The 17,505-nt window shown below is 60.3% G+C and carries 12 protein-coding genes; 9 read left to right on the top strand and 3 right to left on the bottom strand.

The annotated features are described in order from the left end of the window. The first annotated feature begins 30 nt into the window (after window positions 1-30). Genes NZ740_06150 through glmM form a run of 8 tightly spaced genes read left to right on the top strand, consistent with a single transcriptional unit; the run spans window position 31 to window position 9,021 of the window. The gene (locus tag NZ740_06150; GenBank protein MCS6771591.1) at window positions 31-1,032 is read left to right on the top strand and encodes a glycosyltransferase family 4 protein; all 1,002 of its coding nucleotides are present in this window, start codon (window positions 31-33) and stop codon (window positions 1,030-1,032) included. Beyond that, on the top strand, window positions 1,029-2,045 hold the full coding sequence (locus NZ740_06145; protein MCS6771590.1) for a Gfo/Idh/MocA family oxidoreductase: 1,017 nt from the start codon (window positions 1,029-1,031) through the stop codon (window positions 2,043-2,045). The genes NZ740_06150 and NZ740_06145 overlap by 4 nt, the downstream gene beginning before the upstream one ends. Continuing rightward, window positions 2,042-3,202, top strand: coding sequence for an NAD-dependent epimerase/dehydratase family protein (locus tag NZ740_06140; GenBank protein ID MCS6771589.1), 1,161 nt, complete (start codon window positions 2,042-2,044; stop codon window positions 3,200-3,202). The genes NZ740_06145 and NZ740_06140 overlap by 4 nt, the downstream gene beginning before the upstream one ends. After that, on the top strand, window positions 3,199-4,233 hold the full coding sequence (locus tag NZ740_06135; GenBank protein ID MCS6771588.1) for a glycosyltransferase: 1,035 nt from the start codon (window positions 3,199-3,201) through the stop codon (window positions 4,231-4,233). The genes NZ740_06140 and NZ740_06135 overlap by 4 nt, the downstream gene beginning before the upstream one ends. Continuing rightward, a complete protein-coding gene (locus NZ740_06130) occupies window positions 4,205-5,425 on the top strand; it encodes a glycosyltransferase (protein MCS6771587.1) in 1,221 nt (406 codons plus the stop codon). Before NZ740_06135 ends, NZ740_06130 begins: the two co-directional genes overlap by 29 nt. Continuing rightward, the gene (locus tag NZ740_06125; GenBank protein MCS6771586.1) at window positions 5,422-6,177 is read left to right on the top strand and encodes a glycosyltransferase; all 756 of its coding nucleotides are present in this window, start codon (window positions 5,422-5,424) and stop codon (window positions 6,175-6,177) included. Before NZ740_06130 ends, NZ740_06125 begins: the two co-directional genes overlap by 4 nt. A 55-nt stretch (window positions 6,178-6,232) precedes the next feature. After that, complete coding sequence (locus NZ740_06120; GenBank protein ID MCS6771585.1) at window positions 6,233-7,666, top strand: hypothetical protein; 1,434 nt, start codon at window positions 6,233-6,235, stop codon at window positions 7,664-7,666. Then, window positions 7,663-9,021, top strand: coding sequence for a phosphoglucosamine mutase (glmM, locus tag NZ740_06115; protein MCS6771584.1), 1,359 nt, complete (start codon window positions 7,663-7,665; stop codon window positions 9,019-9,021). Before NZ740_06120 ends, glmM begins: the two co-directional genes overlap by 4 nt. 15 nt (window positions 9,022-9,036) lie before the next feature. Here the strand turns inward: glmM and NZ740_06110 are convergent, their stop codons facing one another. Genes NZ740_06110 through NZ740_06100 form a run of 3 tightly spaced genes read right to left on the bottom strand, consistent with a single transcriptional unit; the run spans window position 9,037 to window position 14,142 of the window. Beyond that, window positions 9,037-11,802 (bottom strand): hsp70 family protein, encoded by a 2,766-nt coding sequence (locus NZ740_06110; protein ID MCS6771583.1) that lies wholly within the window; start codon window positions 11,800-11,802, stop codon window positions 9,037-9,039. Next, window positions 11,799-13,607: an Hsp70 family protein gene (locus NZ740_06105; protein ID MCS6771582.1), complete on the bottom strand. Its 1,809-nt coding sequence runs from the start codon at window positions 13,605-13,607 to the stop codon at window positions 11,799-11,801. The genes NZ740_06110 and NZ740_06105 overlap by 4 nt, the downstream gene beginning before the upstream one ends. A gap of 34 nt (window positions 13,608-13,641) precedes the next feature. Next, the gene (locus NZ740_06100) at window positions 13,642-14,142 is read right to left on the bottom strand and encodes a DUF2760 domain-containing protein (protein ID MCS6771581.1); all 501 of its coding nucleotides are present in this window, start codon (window positions 14,140-14,142) and stop codon (window positions 13,642-13,644) included. Between the two features lie 279 nt (window positions 14,143-14,421). On the opposite strand from NZ740_06100, the gene secA reads away from it, so the two are divergent. After that, entirely contained in the window at window positions 14,422-17,475 is a 3,054-nt protein-coding gene (gene secA / locus NZ740_06095; GenBank protein MCS6771580.1) for a preprotein translocase subunit SecA, read from the top strand. Window positions 17,476-17,505: the final 30 nt, after the last annotated feature.

Genomic DNA, 17,505 nt, shown 5'->3' with positions numbered 1-17,505 from the left:
CGGACGTCCGGTCCGCAAGAGAACTTGCGAGTGTCGTACTTGCATGCCGGTTTCCCTGCCTCCCCGCTCGAGGTTCCGCCCTCCGGCGGCGGTGGCATCAAGTATCTCTGGATGGAAAAACGTTTCCCGCACTCTTTCCCAGAATCCGATATCGTTTACGCGGTTAGCAGCGCGGTGCATCCGCGCGGGCTGGAAATCATGCATGCAGCGAGGAAGGCTGGAATCCCGGTTGTTTGGAATCAAAATGGCGCGTATTTCCCGCATTCCTACGGACAGCGCGAATCCGTCCGTGGAAACTTGCGAATGGCGGATTGTTTGAGGCGGGCGAATTATGTGTTCTACCAGAGCGAATTTGCCAAAAAATCATCAGACCACTTCCTTGGGACTTGTGACTGCCCATGGGAAATTCTCTATAATGCGGTTGACGTTTCGCGTTACTCCATCTCGACATTGGAGCCCGGGAAACCGCTTATCATCTTGGCAGCCGGTTCCCACGACGATGCCTATCGGATCCCGCTTGTCCTGCAGACCTTTGATCGGGTGCGAGCAGCCTTGTCCGGTGTGAAGCTGATCGTCGCCGGGCGTTTGCGGCCTGAAGACCGACTGCTGTTGGAGAAGCGAGCCGCGGCCTATCCCGCGGGTGAACTGATCGTGATAGGTCCCTATCGAACCGAAGATGCCCCTGCACTTTTTCAGCGCGCCCATATCTTCCTCCACGCGAAGGCCACGGACGTCTGTCCCTCTGTGGTCATCGAGGCGATGGCAGCCGGATTGCCTGTCGTCTATTCTGCGACAGGTGGGACGCCCGAATTGGTGGGGGATGCCGGTATCGGGATCCCTGGCAACACCAACTGGGATCTTCATGAACCGCCGGAACCGGAAGCGTTGGCGGATGCGATCTGCGAAGTTTCTCGAAACTGGCACGAGTTTTCCCGGCGCGCTCGGAAACGGGCCGAGGAGCGTTTCGACTTGAAGCCCTGGCTTGACCGCCATGAGGCTGTGTTTCGAATGCTCATTGCATTTCAGCCATGAAACTTCGAATCGCGGTCATTGGTTGCGGGTCGGTCTCGCAGCAGTTTCATTTGCCGGCGATTGCCTCCAGCGCAGCGTTTGAGCTCGTCGGGCTCGCGGATAACGATCCGCGGAATTTGAAACGAACCGCCTCGGTTTGGAATGCCACTCAGGTCGTTCACGACTACCGGCAGCTTCGCGACCTTGATGCGGTGATCGTGGCGACTCCCCACTCGCTTCATGCACCAATGTGCGAATATTTTCTCACTCAGGGCGTCCACGTCCTCGTCGAGAAACCCCTGGCGCTAACCTCGGTAGAGGCGCGAAAGCTCGTTGAACTGGCCCAGCAAAATCGTCGGGTTCTGGCGGTGGGAGTTTTTCGACGGTTTTACCCCGTATCGGCGTTCGTCAAATCCGCCCTGCAATGTGGTTCAATGTCGGGACTCGGCCGCCTCCTCAGCGTCGATGCGGAAGAAGGCGCCATTTATGACTGGGCCCTGCAGTCCCGCTATCTGTTGAATCGATCGCTTGCGGGAGGCGGCGTGTTGATCGATACGGGCAGCCACTTGCTCGACCGCCTTTTGTGGTGGTTGCCCGAGTTTGAACCCCACGTGATATCCTTCGTCGACGATGCCGACGGAGGAGTTGAGGCCGACTGTGAATTGTGGGGTGAGTTTCAGCGGTCCGAACAGTCCATAAAGCTGAGGGTGTGCCTGAGCCGGATCCGTCAATTGCGAAATACCATTCGCCTACAGTTCGAAGGCGGATGGCTCGAAATCGGCGCGAATTCAGCCCACCGATTCGTTCTTCAAATCGATGACTGGAACGGCGGTCAGCCGATAGAGTGTTTGTATGCCGCAGAAAAGTCGCCGCTCGCCTATTTTGTTGTGCAGTTGGAGAATTTCGCCGAAGCGATCGAAAAGGGTACTGATCCCATCCATTCGGCAAATTCGAACCTCCGCACGGTGGAATTCATCGAAGCCTGCTATCAACAACGAAGCCACGTAGAGCAGGCATGGGAGCGCTGGCCGTGAAGAGGCCGGTGGTCCTCGTCACAGGTGCCTCCGGATTTCTGGGCGGCCGTCTTGTCGAGTGTTTGTTGGCGGAGGGCCGATATGCGGTCCGTGCCATGGCGCGAACGCCGGGCCGAGCCGTGCGGCTGGCCCGCAGGGCCATCGACATCGTGTGGGCGGACCTGATGGATCAAGAGCAGGTGCAGAATGCCGTTCGCGGCGCCGATATTGTGGTCCATTGCGCGTACGGCGCCGATGCGGTCAGAGAACGGGATGTGACCGTCCGCGGAACCCATATTCTAGCCAAGCTAGCGCGAGACGAAGGCGTGCGGCGCTTCATTCACATCAGCACCATTGCGGTCTTCTCGTATACGCCGCCTCCCAAGGTGACGGAGGAGACCCCGATGATCCGTTCGGGCGATCCCTACTGCGATGCCAAGATCGATGCCGAACTCGAGGTCCGAAAGACCCTTCCCGACGCGGTGATCCTTCGCCTCGGAAACGTTTACGGACCCTTTTCCGCACCGTGGACCGTCCGACCCTTGACCCATATTCGTGAGGGGAAGGTCACCTTGGTGGACAACGGGGAGGCGGATGCCAATGCGGTTTACGTCGATAATGCTGTCTCTGCGATCATCGCCGCGTTTGAAGCGCCTTCAGCGACCGGTGAATGTTTTTTTGTGACGGATGAGCCGCTCTCCTGGCGAGAATGGTATGGAAAATACGCCGAGTGGCTTGGGTTGCCTTTGCGCTCCGCTACGCGCGAGCAGATCCGCTCAATCATTGAACCCGGGATTCGGGATCACGTTGTGGCGTGGAAGAAGGAAATCTGGGATGGCATCGTTCTTCCCACCGTGAGATATGCTGCTTTTCGCGCGGCGGTAGCCCCTCGGCTAGGGCCCGCCCTCTCAAGCCTTTGGGCGAGGGTTCCGCCGTCCCTGCGCGAACGCATCGTCGGGGATCCTCTCGGGCGCTCTGTTCCCTCAGCCACCCAGCCTTTGGTCGAGGATGCTCCATATCCCTCTGCCGGCCTGTTGTCGATCTATGCGGGGCGTACCCGGTTCGACAACTCCAAGTTGAAAAACATTCTCGGTTGGCGTCCGCGTCTTCGTTTTGCTGAGGCAATCTCCCGAACGCGGGCTTGGGCCGAATGGGCCCGCCTGATCCCTCAACAATGAGCGGACCACTGGTCACGGTGCTCATGCCCGCGCGGAACGCCTCGGCGCACATCGAGACGGCGATTCGCAGCATCCTCGGGCAGACCTGGCGTGATTTTGAGCTGCTGGTAATTGACGATGCCTCGGAGGATGACACCGCGGAGCGGGTGAATCGCTTTCGTGATCCGAGGATTCGGCTCCTCAAAAACGCCCAACGGCTCAAGCTGTCCGGATCGCTCAATATTGGTATTCGCGAGGCGAGGGGCACGTGGATTGCCCGAATGGATGCGGACGACATCGCACATCCCGCTCGATTGGCGCGCCAGCTTCGATTTCTGAACAGACATCCCGACGTTTCCATCTGCGGAACTGCAGTCGATACATTCGGTGGGGAAACTGTCGGACAGCGATTGAAATATCCGGAGCATCCCGATTGCGTACGCGCCTTTTCACTCTTCCATTGCCCCTTCGCTCACCCAACGGTGGTCTTTCGGAAAAAGGACTTCGTCGAACTGAATTTGTTCTATGACGTGTCATTCTATCCCACGGAAGACTATGAGTTGTGGGCTCGCGCCCTCGTCCATTTGCGCGGCGCAAACCTCCCAGCCGCTTTGCTGAAATACCGTCGCCACGCCTCGAGTATGACCGGCGCCGAGTGGACCGATATGGATCGCCAGGCCTCGCGCGTTCAAGCGAGGCTTCTGGCCGCACTTGGCCTGCCGTCGGACACACATTCGGCAGAACGTCACCGCGCGTGGTCGATGGGGCGTATCGAGCCGTCAGTGGAATGTCTTCGAGAGGCCGAGTCATGGCTCATCGCGATCAAAAAGGCCAATGAATCGTGCCGTCTCTACACCGCCGAGGCCTTGGACTGTGTCTTGGCCGAGCGATGGTTTGTTCTCGCGATGGCCTGTGCATCGGCCGGCATGGAAATCTGGCGATGTTACGTCGAATCCCCTCTGACCGGTTCGGGGTGGTCGAAAATTCATCGGGCTTCGATTCTCGGGGCCTCGATTGTCAAACATGCGCGTATTGCACATCAACACGTTTGAGTCCGTTGGAGGCGCGGCGCGTGCGATGTCCGGGCTGCACGAGGCTTTAGTGGGCCTTGGCGTGGATTCACGAATTCTCGCAATGGACACCTCTGGCGCGAATCCGCGGGCCGAACGCGTTGCGGTTTCTTCGTGGATGCGTTCGTCCCGAATCCGCCACTTGCTCGACAACTGGCCCCTGATCGTTTATCGGCGCAAAACCGCGATGCACTGGACGAGCGGCAGATTGGGTTCGTCGGCCGATTCTCGGCTGCGGCAATCCTCCTGCGACGTGGTTCACCTCCACTGGGTTGGTTTGGGCATGCTTTCCATCCGCCAAATTGGGCGCATCGGTAAGCCCGTGGTATGGACGCTCCATGATTCATGGGCCTTTACGGGGGGATGCCATATTCCCGACGGCTGTTTGCGATACGAGGCCTCGTGTGGGCGATGTCCGCAACTGGGCTCGCGGATCGAAAAAGACCACAGTCGGCGAACGTGGATTGAAAAGTCTGTTTGCTGGCAAAATCTGAATCTCACCCTCGTCGCGCCGAGCCGATGGCTGGCGTCCTGTGCCAGCTCCAGCTCGTTGTTTCGATTGCGGCGAATTGAAGTGATTCCGAACGGTATTGATCTCCGTTTTTTTTATCCCGAAGACCGCCGTTCCGCCCGCCGCCATCTTGGCCTGCCGCTTGAAACAAAGTTGGTCCTATTTCTCGCCCTGCATGCAGCGCGAGACCGAAACAAGGGCCTCGATTTGTTGCTGGAGGCGGCCGGCGCGTCTGGCCGGGACTGGGAGCTCGTTGTAGTCGGCACGATGGATGCGAAGCTCTTTGAGAAGGTGGGCGTGCGGGCGCATCTGCGGCACGTCGCCGCGTCCAATGAGGAATTGCGGCTACTCTACTCGGCCGCCGACGTAACGGCTGTTCCCTCCCGCTTGGAGAACTATCCGAATGTGATTCTCGAATCTCTCGCCTGCGGGACACCCGTGGCAGCATTCGCCGCCGGCGGGATTCCCGAGATGATTGAGCCGGGTATCACGGGTTTCCTGGTGAAGCCATACGACGTAGACGCCCTCGCAACGGCAATTTCAGAGGCGGTTCGCATTTCGCCAACGTGCCGCGTCGCATGCCGCGAATGGGTCGAGCGGCGCGGCTCATGGCAGGAGTCAGCCCGCGCCTATCTGGCGCTGTACGATTCGCTTTTGCGATGAATCCGGTCGTCAGTGTCGTGATCGCCACACGCAATTGCGCCGGAACCGTGGGCGCCGCGCTGGAAAGTGTGCTGCGGTTCGGTGGAAACCGCGTTGAACTGCTGGTCCGTGACGGCGGCTCGACGGATGACACCCTGAAGGTGCTTCGACAATATGAGACCCACATAGCTTGGTGGGAAAGCTCACCAGACAAGGGCGTCTATGACGCGATGAACCAGGCGGTCAAGCAGGCCCGGGCGCCGCATATTTATTTTTTGGGCGCTGACGACCAGCTTCTCGAGGGGTTCTCAGCCGCCTTGGATCGACTTGTGGAGCCAGGGACTCTCTATTACGGCGACGTGCTTCTTGCATCGACCGGCAAGCGTTACGCGGGCGCTTTCGACGGACGAAAACTGGCGAGGACGAACATCTGCCAGCAGGCCATTTTTTACCCGCGGGAGGTCTTTACGCGGCGCCAGTTCGACCTGCGATATCCTCGACTGGCGGACTGGGCATTCAACATGGCCTGCTGGAGCGATCCCGCGGTCCGTTTCGAATATCTGAATCTGGAAATCGCCCTATATGAGGATCGTTCCGGACTCAGCGCGCGCCACATGGACTGGGCGTTTTACGACGACTACGGCAGCTTGCTCCGACAACATTTCCGACCGCCAGAGCGAAGGCTTGCGCTTATGCGCTATCGCCTCAGCCGGCTGTATCGGCTCGCAACCGGTCGGAGCGGCGTGAGGCCGGCACCCCTACGCGGGGCTTAAATCGTCAATCTGGCGATATGAAGCCGCGGCCCCGAAAGTCAGCGGCAGCAACTCTGTGCTGATACAGGTCTCGCCGAAGGTCGCCTTTTTACAGGGCAACGATTTGCGGTATGATTATGGCCGTATTCGGATGGCGCTGCGCCTCTCCAGTTTCGGAATCCGCGGATTTGTGGGCCGATCGCTTTCTCCGCGCGTCGTGATGGACTTCGCCGCGGCGTTCGGCACGTTTGTGGATGGAGGGCGGGTGCTCGTGGGACGAGACACGCGGTATTCCAGCCCCATGATTCATTCCGCTGTCGTCTCAAGCCTGATGAGTTGCGGTTGCGATGTCTTGGACTTCGGTATTTGTCCGGCGCCGGTTCTTCAGTACAGTGTGCGACCCTTCGGAGCGGCTGGCGCGATTTCGATCTCGGGCGGTCACAATCATATGGGCTGGAATGCCCTGACGCTCATCGGGAGCGATGGAGCGCTCTTGTCCCCGGACGTGGGGGAGGCCGTGCTGGACACCTACCATGCCGCCAAATTCCTTCGCAAGGATGCGCTGAACCTCGGCACCGTCGTATCCCGATCCGATTTTTTTGCGCCTTATCTGAAAGCGCTTTCGCAGGTGTGCGATCGCGAGGCGGTCAGAAAGGCTGGATTCACGGTCCTGATGGATCCGGTCGGAGGCGCCGGATGTCCTTTTCTTCAGGATTTCGCGAATGAGTTTGGTCTCCGGCTGGTGGCCATCAATGGAACCCCATCGGGATATCTCGCGCGAGAGCCCGAGCCCCGGCCGCGCAGCGCCCTGCAGATCGCTTCGTTCATCCGGCACGTGGAGGGCGATGCCGGATTCGTCTACAGCAGTGATATGGGACGCATGTCACTGGTCACCGAAGCGGGGGAACCCCTGAGCGAGGAATACACCCTTCCGTTGATTGTACGGCATATGCTCGGCCGGATGTCCGGACCGGTGGTGACGAATTGCTGTTCGAGCCGCATGGTGGATGATGTGGTGGCGGCCGCTAAGGCCCAGCTACTCAAAACGCCAGTGGGGCAGGCCTATGTGGTGGCGAAAATGGCAGATGAGGGGGCGCAAATCGGCGGAGAGGGAAGCGGCGGGGTGTCAGTCGCAACGTTCAGCCGCGCGTTCGACGGATTCCTGATGACGGCGCTGATTTTGGAGCAAATGGCGCGATCAGGTCTTCCATTGTCGGCGCTCGCGCAGTCGCTACCACGATACCAACAGGTCAAGAAGACCGTCCCCTGCCGCTCGATGGTGGCGTATCAGGTGCTCGAAAAGTTTCTCGGACTCGCAGGTGAATTTGCACCGGAGTCGATCGATACGACTGACGGGGTCCGCTTCGACTGGGAGGACGGATGGCTGCATGTGCGCATGTCCAATACCGAACAGGTCGTCCGCGTGATTTCCGAGTCGCGGTCCCGCGCGATTGCCGAACAGCGGGCGGAGGACGCTCTCCGGGTCATCGAACAGGGGGCCGCTTCGTGAGAGAGCTTCTCAAGGTCGGCATATCCGGAGTTCGCGGTATCGTTGGGGAATCCTTCACGCCCCAGATTGCCGTTGGTTTCGCGCAGGCCTTTGGCGCGTTCGTGGGTCGGGGCTCGGTACTTATCGGCCGCGATACGCGGCCCAGCGGATTGATGATTGAATATGCTGTAGTCGCGGGTCTTCAGAGCGTGGGGTGCAAACCCGTCTTGGTGGGCGTGGTTCCAACGCCGACGCTTCTCTTCCTCACGCGGCACCTCGCCGCGCGTGGAGGCATCATGATCACCGCGAGCCACAATCCCGCCGAATGGAACGCGTTGAAGTTCATCGACCGGCGCGGACTGTTCCTCGGCGAAGAGAAAGCCCAGCATCTCTTCGATCTTTACCACCAGCAGGATTTTCCTTTTGTCGCGGAAGCCGACATCGCGCGCGTCGCACATCAACCTTATCCCATGGAGGCCCACTTTGGGCGTATCGTTGATTACGTCGACCGGGATTCGATTCGGGCCCGGCGCTTTCGTGTGGCGGTCGATGTCGTCAACGGCGTTGGGGCCCTTTACTCGAAATTTTTTCTTGAGAATCTGCTCGGATGCGCGGTCGTCCCGCTTCACGACGCCCCCACCGGCGTTTTTGAGCGTAATCCCGAACCTCTTCCCCAGCATCTGACCGCGCTTTCGCAGGCCGTCGTTCGGGAGGGTTGCGATATCGGATTTGCCCAGGACCCGGATGGCGACCGATTGGCGATTGTCGACGAGCGCGGCGAACCGATCGGCGAGGATCTGACTCTCGCCTTTGCTTGCAAGCAGGTGCTCGAGGCGCACGAGCGGGGTCCCGTGGTCATCAACCTTTCTGCGAGCCGAGTCGTGGAGGATGTCGCCCGCGCGGCAGGCTGCAGCGTTTCGAGGACGCGAATCGGCGAGACGCATGTTGCAAGAGCCATGCTGGAAAGCAATGCGGTCATCGGCGGCGAGCACAACGGGGGCGTGATCCTTCCGCGCATCCATCCTTGTCGCGACAGTTTTGCCGCCATGGCCATCGTCCTTGAGCTCATGGCGAGGACCGGCAAAACCGTGTCCCAGCTTCGATCGGAAATGCCGGCCTACGTGGTTGTCCGTCGCAAAAATACGATCCGCTCGGAGCAGGTTCCCGTCGCGCTTCGGGAGTTGCGCCGAGCCTATTCCCATCGGCCGATGAATTTTTTGGACGGCTGTTTTATCGAATTCGAAGACGCATGGGCGCATGTCCGTCGATCGAACACGGAGCCGGTCCTGCGGATCACCGTGGAAGCCCCGCGCGCCGAGCAGGCAAACGCGTTGGCCGACGAAATCGAATCGCGGCTCAGCCCCTTTCTGGGCTGATGCGAAGTTTCGGATCTAGATTATCAGCCCGGGCGGCAGGGCCTCGCCAAATTCGGCATTTCGCCCGGCATCGTTCCACTCCGATCCTGATTCAAACGCGGCCAGCATCTCTTCGGCTGCGCCCCTTTTGCGCAAAGCATTGAGAGCCGCTGTTCGGGCTGTTTCTGAAACGTCTCGCATCCTGTCACCCGTCCGTCGGACGATAGACCCGATGGCGAACAGGTCATCATCTGTGAGGCGATCTGGCGGTAGGCCCTCCATTAGGGCTTGGAGCCATAGTTCCGCCTTGTCGGCTGATAGAACGGCGTTGAGGGGTCCGTAGGCAGGTTCGCGTGCGCCAAGGCGTCCCAAGGCCCAGCGGGCGACCCGGGGGTCCACCCACTTTCCCCTGCCGCTGACGACCTCGGCCAGTCGGTCGGCGAGCGCCTCTCGCTCCTGGGCGGTCCACCGCTCAAGCGAGGCGAGGAGTCGGATGACCTCGGTGGTCTCATAAGCGCCGCGCCGTAGAGGCGGATGGTTCGGCGTACGACCGGCGGCCAGTTCACGCACGGCCCGAGCAAGGGGTCCGGCGAGTGCGGTCTGCTGGCCGCGCGAAAGACCTCCAGCGAGGCGCCGCCAGAAGATCCAGGTCGCGCATCGAACCGTGTCGCGATTGATGTGAATCGGACCGCTCGACATGATTTTCCACAGTTGTTGTGCCCGCGCATCGTCGCCCGGAAATCCGTAGCCGGGACGCATCAGATATCCCGCGAGGTTCAGCCATCCGACTTCATGCCCCGGTGATCGTCGCCGCAATGATTCCAAGTCTCGGCAGGCATCCCAGTATGCCCGGCATCGGGCGGCGGACCAGTCTTCGCGCTTTAGGCCGGCTGCGGCCTCGACTGATTTAAAAATGGAGCTCTGCTCCGCTTCCGCTGGCGGGAGTTCAAACCACGACTCTGCGGCGCGACGAACCCGATCCACCAGAGAAGCATCAATCGCTTCGAGACTTCGGGGGTGCGTTTGTCCCATGCTCGCGGGCCGGCTCTCCCGCGCATCGAAGGTCAGCCGCCACTGCTGGGGTCCGCCGCGCGCCTGAATCCGAACATCCAAGGTCCCAATCTCGGTCAATTCGGCGCTCAAGGCCACGTCAAGAAGATCGCCTGCTCCCCGGGTCGAGGTCGTAATTTTCGTCTGGAGGGAGTCCGTCAGCACCACGCCCTCGTCAGCGAGGGGAACGATGTCACCGGCCCGGTCGCCGACTCGGCTGTGCGAGTGAGCCAATTGAAAGCTGACGGGCGCATTGACCCGAGCCCGCAGGGGAAGCGAATCCACCCGAATGCGGAGGTTGGGTTCCAGGTCTGCAGGCGCAATACACACGGCTCGTTCAGATTCCATCCCAGTGGCCGATCCGAGGGCGAGGTAATACGCGCGACCTAGGGTCGAGTGAATTCGTACGCCAGACCCTCGTTGAACGAGCCCAAAGTATGCGGCGCCTCGGGCCACTGCGAGGTCAAGCCGCGATGAAGACAAAACAGTCGGAACCCACGCCGAATCAGCCGAGCTGAACCATTGGCTGACCGTTTGCAGGAAACGTTCACGCAACAGAGAGGAGATAAAAAATCCGCCGTTGAACAGGATCGCGCTAGGCGGAATGGGCCGACCGTCCTCAGCCCGTTTCAAATGCTGTCGCAGAAAATCCGCGGCGTGCCGTGTAATGGCGGGATCTCTTGCGTAGGGCAGGCCAAACACTTGTAGAGCGGAGCCACTCCGCGCAACGGTCGCGTCCAGCGGGACCACTGGCAAAAACCCGTTCAAAAGGAATTCGCGAATTTCGTCCCGTTCCACTCGTGTTCGTCGGGATCCTCCGACGAGTCGCGCGCCGCGGTCGGGAAGGGCCACATCCATTTCATTGGGAGCGTCATTGGAGAAGAACAGCTCCTTCACGTTTCGGCAGACCGCAACGGCGGGGGGAAGCAGGCGTGCATCCAGGCGGACTCCCCAGCGCGGCTCCAAATGCAGGGCAAGGGCGAGGTCCAGGTTGTCGCCGCCGAGGATCAGATGCTCTCCGACGGCTGTGCGGTGCAGACTTGGCGTGCCGTCCGAGCGACGACGCACCTCGATCAGCGTGAAATCCGTTGTGCCGCCTCCTACGTCGCAGACCCAAACCTGGTCTCCCGGTTGGAGGATTCGTTCCCATGAGGTTTCATGCTCGGCCAACCAGGCATAAAACGCTGCTTGGGGTTCCTCGAGCAGACGGACCTCCGGTAGGCCGGCGAGGCGCGCGGCGGCAAGGGTATATTCCCGCGCGGATTCATCGAATGAGGCGGGAACCGTAAGATACACCTCCTGCTCCGAGAGAGGAGCATCCGGATGATCCAGGTCCCATGCCGTCCGCATGTGAGAGAGCAGGATCGATTGCGCTTCGATAGGAGAAATTTTCTGCACCTGCGGGTCGGCCTGCCAGGGAAGGATTGGCGCCTCGCGGTCGACCAGCCGATGGCAGAGCCAGGATTTTGCCGAATGGATGCACCGTGTTTCCGCGGTTGTGGCCATGTCTCTGGCAAAGTAGCCGGCGCGCCAGCGAGGGTTCCACCGCTCGTCCTCCGGGGTCCTCTCATGCGGCAACAATGCGCAAAGGAAGGAGGGGAGCAGATCGCGCCGCTCGCGGACGCCGTGGGCGACCCACTGATCAATTCGGAAATCATGGACTTTTCTGCCTTCGCGGTGGTCGACGTAGGCGACCGCGCAATTGGTGGTCCCGAGGTCGATTCCGACCGTGAAACGGGCGGATACCGTCATGGCGGTGCCGTTGGGGTCGTCGCCTCTTCGCCCTCCGGCTCTCGAACGCTGAATTCGAGTTTCCAGCGGCGATTGCCGCCCGATTCGACGCACCAAATCTCAAGGACGCCCAGTTCCGTCAACCGCGTTTCGAGGCGAACCGGCACCCAACCCGCGTCAGAGGCGGTATTGGCGGGCAAAACGGTTTCGAGAGAGTCGGTTTCCTGGAGTTCATCCTCGGACCATTGTTCCAGTATGACGCCTGGCCGGTCTTCCATCCGCTGGGTCGAGCTGAAAAAACGAAAGTGTGCCCGCTCGCCGACGACCAGCGCAATTTCTTCGCCCGGCACTTCGCATGAGGTTCCTTCCTCCATGCCGACAGGAGCTACGCACAGGGCATGCACCGGCCTCGGAACGCCAGGGACGGCTGGGAGGGCGGTTTCGATCCCCACGTAGTAGGCGCGAGCCGTACCTCCGCGGATGCGAATGCCGCCGCGCGTCTTAGCGCGCCCATAGCAGGCCGCTCCGCGAGCGACAGCAAAATCGAGGTCCTCATCCTCCTTTAGCCACCGGCCCGACGAATCCCCAAACCAATCGCGGAGGACCTCCAGTAATCGGTCGCGGAATATGCCGGCCTTGAAGACACCTCCGTTGAACAACACATGCGTCGGGCCGCGTCCGAGTCCGGCGTGATCGGCGAGGAATCCGGCGAGATGCCGGGTGATCGCGGTGTCCGTCTCAAACGGCAAGCCGAGTTGCCGAAAGCCCGCGCCGCGCGAAGCGGGGCGGTCGGTCGGCGCGCATCGGGGATAGAAGCCTTCGAGCAGAAGCGATCGTACTTCATCGCGTGAAATTTCGATCGAGATGGACCCGCCGATCAGGCGTGTTCCGCGCCCCGCGATGGCCAACGAGGTGCGCTCCGGGGCTTCGGGCCCGAGCAGCGTTTCCTTCGCATGGCGGCAGGCGTGCCAGAGGGATACGGACTGCCAGGCATCCAATTTATGGCCTTTTTCAGCGAATCGCTGCTGAGCGTACACAGCCAGGGCAACGTCCATGTTGTCGCCGCCCAGCAAAATGTGGTTTCCAACCGCCACTCGATGCAATTCGAGGTCACCCTGGTTGTCCCGGGCCTCGATGAGGGTGAAATCAGTTGTTCCGCCGCCCACATCACATACGAGGATGGATTCTCCGGGCTTGAGTTGTTTTCTCCATTTCTCGCCCCGGGAATCGAGCCATGCGTAGAGCGCGGCCTGTGGCTCCTCGAGGAGCACAAATTCGGCGGGAAAACCCGCGGCGATCGCGGCTTCGCGGGTCAATTCCCTCGCGCTCGCGTCAAAAGAGGCGGGAACCGTCAGAACGACGATCTGTTCCGCGAATGGACTCTCCGGATGGGCGCGATTCCAGGTTTCAATGATCGTGCTCAGGTAGGCGCGAGATGCGCCCACGGGAGAGCGCTTCGGAACGTCGCGTGGAGCATTCCAGGGCAGAATGGGTTTGCGCCGGTCCACACGCGGATAGCACAGCCAGGATTTCGCCGCCGCGATGGTCCGTACGGCGGCGTCGGCTGCCCGATCTCGCGCATATCGACCGACAACCAACGCCCCTTCCTCGTCACGGTGGGCCGGCAGAGCGCCGGACGCTAGCTCGTCGTCCGTTGGAATGTATCCAAATGACGGCAACAACGGCAGCGGCTCGACGACGCCCGGCGCGACAGCCTGGTAAATGGGGAGGATCTGCGGATGAGCATCGCGCGCATCCAGATCGACGTAGGCGAGGGCCGAGTTGGTCGTGCCCAGATCGATACCAATGGAATATTTCGGTGGCATGAGAATTTCCCGTTATTCTTTTAGTCGACGTGGATCAGGCCGGTTCGACTTCGGCTGGCGCGATCACCATGGCCGCGCGAGGAGATCCGCGCCATTCGGGCAACTCTGCGCGCCGTGCAACCCAGCCAGGATGGCAGAGTCGACCTTGTTTGGGGGTGGGTCCCGCACCGTTTATCTTCCAGAGCGCGGGATCGATGGGCGAGGGCAGCGTGAGAAGGCTACCTTCGGCTTCCGATCGAAGGGGAGCCAGATCGAACATGCGATCAAGAACTTTACGGCAGTTTCGGTGCACATCTCGCACCGCCGCGCCGATTTGCGCGTCGGAATAACTTTCGATGGGCTCCATGAGAAAATCCACGAGACGGCCTTCCCTTTGCAGGGCGGCCAGAAGCTCGACGGCAGCGTTGCGGGAGGGCTCAGCAGCCTGGGCCGTGGCCGGTTTCGCGTCCTTTTCGGAATCAGCCAAGAAGGCCCGCGCGCGCTCAGGTTCCCGAAACGCTTTCAAAAAACAACGAAAGGCAAGAGAAATCGACATTTTCGCCTCCTGAAACGAGCAAGAATGCTCGTAGGATGACATGAATTCAAGTTTGCTTCTTGTAAAGAACTTGATGGGGCGTGCGGATTTCTTGCCCGCCCTCTTGTCCCCTTTCGATGCGCGCCGCGTTCTGCCGAGACATGCGGCATTCTTTGATCGAGGTGGTGGCCGCATTTCAGGGGGAGCGCCCCATCCCCAGCGGTCAAGTTCCGCAATCCCGCTTGCAATCGCGAGGCCGAGGCAATTAGCTTCGCGCATTCCCGATGGGAAGGTGCATGTATGCAGTGGCTGATCAAAAAGATCATCGGCACGAAAAATGAGAGGGACCTGAAAGCAGCGCGCCCGATCGTTGCGCGAATCAATCAGCTCGAAGAGCAATTGCAGTCGCTGTCCGACGAACAACTGAAGGCCAAGACCCAGGAATTTCGGGCTCGCCTGGCCAAGGGGGAGACCTTGGACGACCTCCTCGTTGAGGCCTATGCCGTTGTCAAAAATGCCTGCCGCCGCCTATGCGGCACAACCGTTCATGTATGCGGCCACGCCATCGTTTGGGACATGGTGCCATTTGACGTGCAGATCATCGGGGCCATCGCTCTTCACCAGCGTAAAATCGCTGAGATGGCCACGGGCGAGGGCAAAACGCTCGTTGCCACCATGCCGGCCTACCTTAATGCGCTGACCGGTCGGGGCGTGCACGTGGTGACCGTGAACGACTATCTCGCTCGCCGCGACGCCGAATGGATGGGGCACGTCTACAAATTTCTGGGTCTGACGGTCGGATGCATCCAGAACCAAATGGACCCCGCCACGCGCCGCGCCATGTACGCGTGCGACATTACCTACGGGACCAATTCCGAATTCGGCTTTGATTATTTGCGCGACATGGGCATGGCCTACCGGCCGGAGGACATGGTGCAGCGGGGCCATTACTACGCGATCATCGACGAGATCGATAGCATCCTGATCGACGAGGCCCGAACGCCGCTGATCATCTCGGGCCCGGCCCCACAATCCGGCGCACAACATTACATGGCGTTGAAGCCGATGGTCGAGCGGCTGGTGAAGCGCCAGCGGGACCTGTGCAACAAGCTAATGGAGGAAGCCAAGCAACTGATCGAAAAGGGCGACGATGAAGCCGCGATGCTCAAGCTCTACCAAGTGCATCAGGGAATGCCGCGCCATCCCCAGTTGCTGAAGCTTCTTGAAGAGCCAGCGCACCGGAAGCTGCTCGAGAAGGTCAACAATTTGATGCTGACCGACATGCGCAAGGACCAGGCGAGGGAGTTGCGCGAAGAGCTTTTTTTCACGATCGATGAAAAGGGCCACGACGCCCACCTCACCGAAAAGGGCTGCGAGGCGCTCAGCCCGAACGATCCCGAGGCCTACGTCCTCCCGGATCTCGCCACCCAGCTGTCGGAGCTCGATGGCGATCGCACGTTGACGGACGAACAAAAGTTCGAAAAACGAGCGGCCCTGCAAGCCCGTTTCGCGGAGAAAAGCGAGCGAATTCACGCGGTCGATCAGCTCATCCGGGCCTACAGCGTGTACGAGCGCGATGTCCATTATGTCGTTCAGGACAATCAGGTCATCATCGTGGACGAGTTTACGGGGCGCCTGATGCCAGGGCGGAGGTGGAGCGACGGGCTGCACCAGGCGGTGGAGGCGAAGGAGGGCGTAAAAATCGAGCGCGAAACGCAGACGCTCGCAACGATCACGATCCAAAATTATTTCCGCATGTACGAAAAACTCGCCGGCATGACGGGCACTGCCGAAACCGAGGCAGATGAGTTTCACCAAATTTACAAGCTAGACGTGATGGTCATCCCCACGAATCGTCCCGTCCGCCGAATCGATTACAACGACCTCGTCTACAAAACGAAACGCGAAAAGTTTAACGCCGTCATTCAGGAAATCATCGATTGCCATCAGCGCGGTCAGCCGGTGCTGGTGGGTACCATCTCGGTGGAAACCTCAGAGCTGCTCAGCCGGATGTTGCGGAGGCACAACATCCCGCACAACGTGCTCAACGCGAAAAATCACGCGCGCGAAGCGGAAATCGTCGCGCTGGCGGGCCAGAAGGGGGCGGTCACGATCGCGACGAACATGGCGGGCCGCGGCACGGACATCAAACTGGGCGAAGGGGTCGTCTATCTGGACCGGGAGTTGATCAAAAGCCAAAAGACGCTCGACGACAAGGTCAATGGGAAAACGCTCCGGCAACTGCTCACAGAAAAGCCGTGCGGCCTCCACGTCATCGGCACGGAGCGCCACGAATCACGCCGAATTGACCGGCAATTGCGGGGGCGTTGCGCGCGGCAGGGCGACCCCGGCTCGTCCCGTTTTTACGTGTCGCTGGAAGACGACCTCATGCGACTGTTCGGTTCGGAGCGTATTGCGGGGATCATGGAAAGGCTCGGCATCAAAGAGGGAGAGGTGCTCGAGCACAAATGGCTGAACCGATCCATTGAACGGGCCCAGCGCCGCGTCGAGCAGCACAACTTCGCGATCCGCAAGCGCACGTTGGAATACGACGACGTGATGAACAAGCAACGCGAAATCATTTACAAATTTCGCAGCGAAATCGTGTCCAGCCCCGATGTGCGCGAACATTTGATGGCAGTGGTCGAAGATGTGGTTCACGTGCGCGCGAGCGACACGCTCAATGAGGACGACGAGGATTCGGTAAAATCGTTTTTGACCTGGGTGAATGGCATGTTTCCGATCGGACTGAAGCGGGAGGACCTGCCGAGTCCGCCGAACGCGGACGCCGTGACAGATGCGGTCGTCGCCCGCGTCCGTGAGGCATATTCGCTCAAAGTACGCGTCGAGGATCCGAACATGCTCACAGCGATGGAGCGGTTTATCGCGCTACAGGCCATCGACATGCACTGGCAGGAGTATCTCCGGAATATGGATGCCCTTCGTCAGGGCGTGGGGCTCCGCGCGTATGGCCAGCGAGACCCGCTCGTGGAATACAAACGGGAAGCGTTTGCGATGTTTTCGGACCTCATGGACAAAATCAAAACCGATATTGCGACCCGCATGTTCCGCTCCGCGACATCCCTTTCCGCCATGCGTCAGTTTCTCGCTTCACTACCACGACGCGCGGTTCACGAGGAAGCTCGTGCCCTGGGACAGTCCGCGGACACCACCGAAAGATTGGAACCCGCTCGGTCGGCGGATCCGCGACAGGGTGCGGAAGCGGCGCTGAAGGCCGCGCTAAGTACACCCAAACCTTCTCCCGTTTCATCGCCTCCGCAGGTGGGGCGAAATGACCCCTGCCCGTGCGGTAGCGGGAAAAAGTATAAGAAATGTTGCGGCGCCAATCTGTAGTCGACCGCATCGGCCGATGAGGGGTGTCGC

This window comes from Kiritimatiellia bacterium (genome assembly GCA_025054615.1).
Taxonomy (GTDB): domain Bacteria; phylum Verrucomicrobiota; class Kiritimatiellia; order CAIVKH01; family CAIVKH01; genus JANWZO01.
Note: the sequence above shows the minus strand (reverse complement) of the source record. Positions and strands in the feature narration are given on the sequence as shown.

Excerpts from the sequence above, each read along its gene's own strand:
- NZ740_06145 (MCS6771590.1), top strand. The coding sequence starts at position 1,029 with ATGAAACTTCGAATCGCGGTCATTGGTTGCGGGTCGGTCTCGCAGCAG.
- NZ740_06135 (MCS6771588.1), top strand. The coding sequence starts at position 3,199 with ATGAGCGGACCACTGGTCACGGTGCTCATGCCCGCGCGGAACGCCTCG.
- NZ740_06130 (MCS6771587.1), top strand. The coding sequence starts at position 4,205 with ATGCGCGTATTGCACATCAACACGTTTGAGTCCGTTGGAGGCGCGGCG.
- NZ740_06125 (MCS6771586.1), top strand. The coding sequence starts at position 5,422 with ATGAATCCGGTCGTCAGTGTCGTGATCGCCACACGCAATTGCGCCGGA.
- NZ740_06110 (MCS6771583.1), bottom strand. The coding sequence starts at position 11,802 with ATGACGGTATCCGCCCGTTTCACGGTCGGAATCGACCTCGGGACCACC.
- NZ740_06105 (MCS6771582.1), bottom strand. The coding sequence starts at position 13,607 with ATGCCACCGAAATATTCCATTGGTATCGATCTGGGCACGACCAACTCG.
- NZ740_06100 (MCS6771581.1), bottom strand. The coding sequence starts at position 14,142 with ATGTCGATTTCTCTTGCCTTTCGTTGTTTTTTGAAAGCGTTTCGGGAA.
- secA (MCS6771580.1), top strand. The coding sequence starts at position 14,422 with ATGCAGTGGCTGATCAAAAAGATCATCGGCACGAAAAATGAGAGGGAC.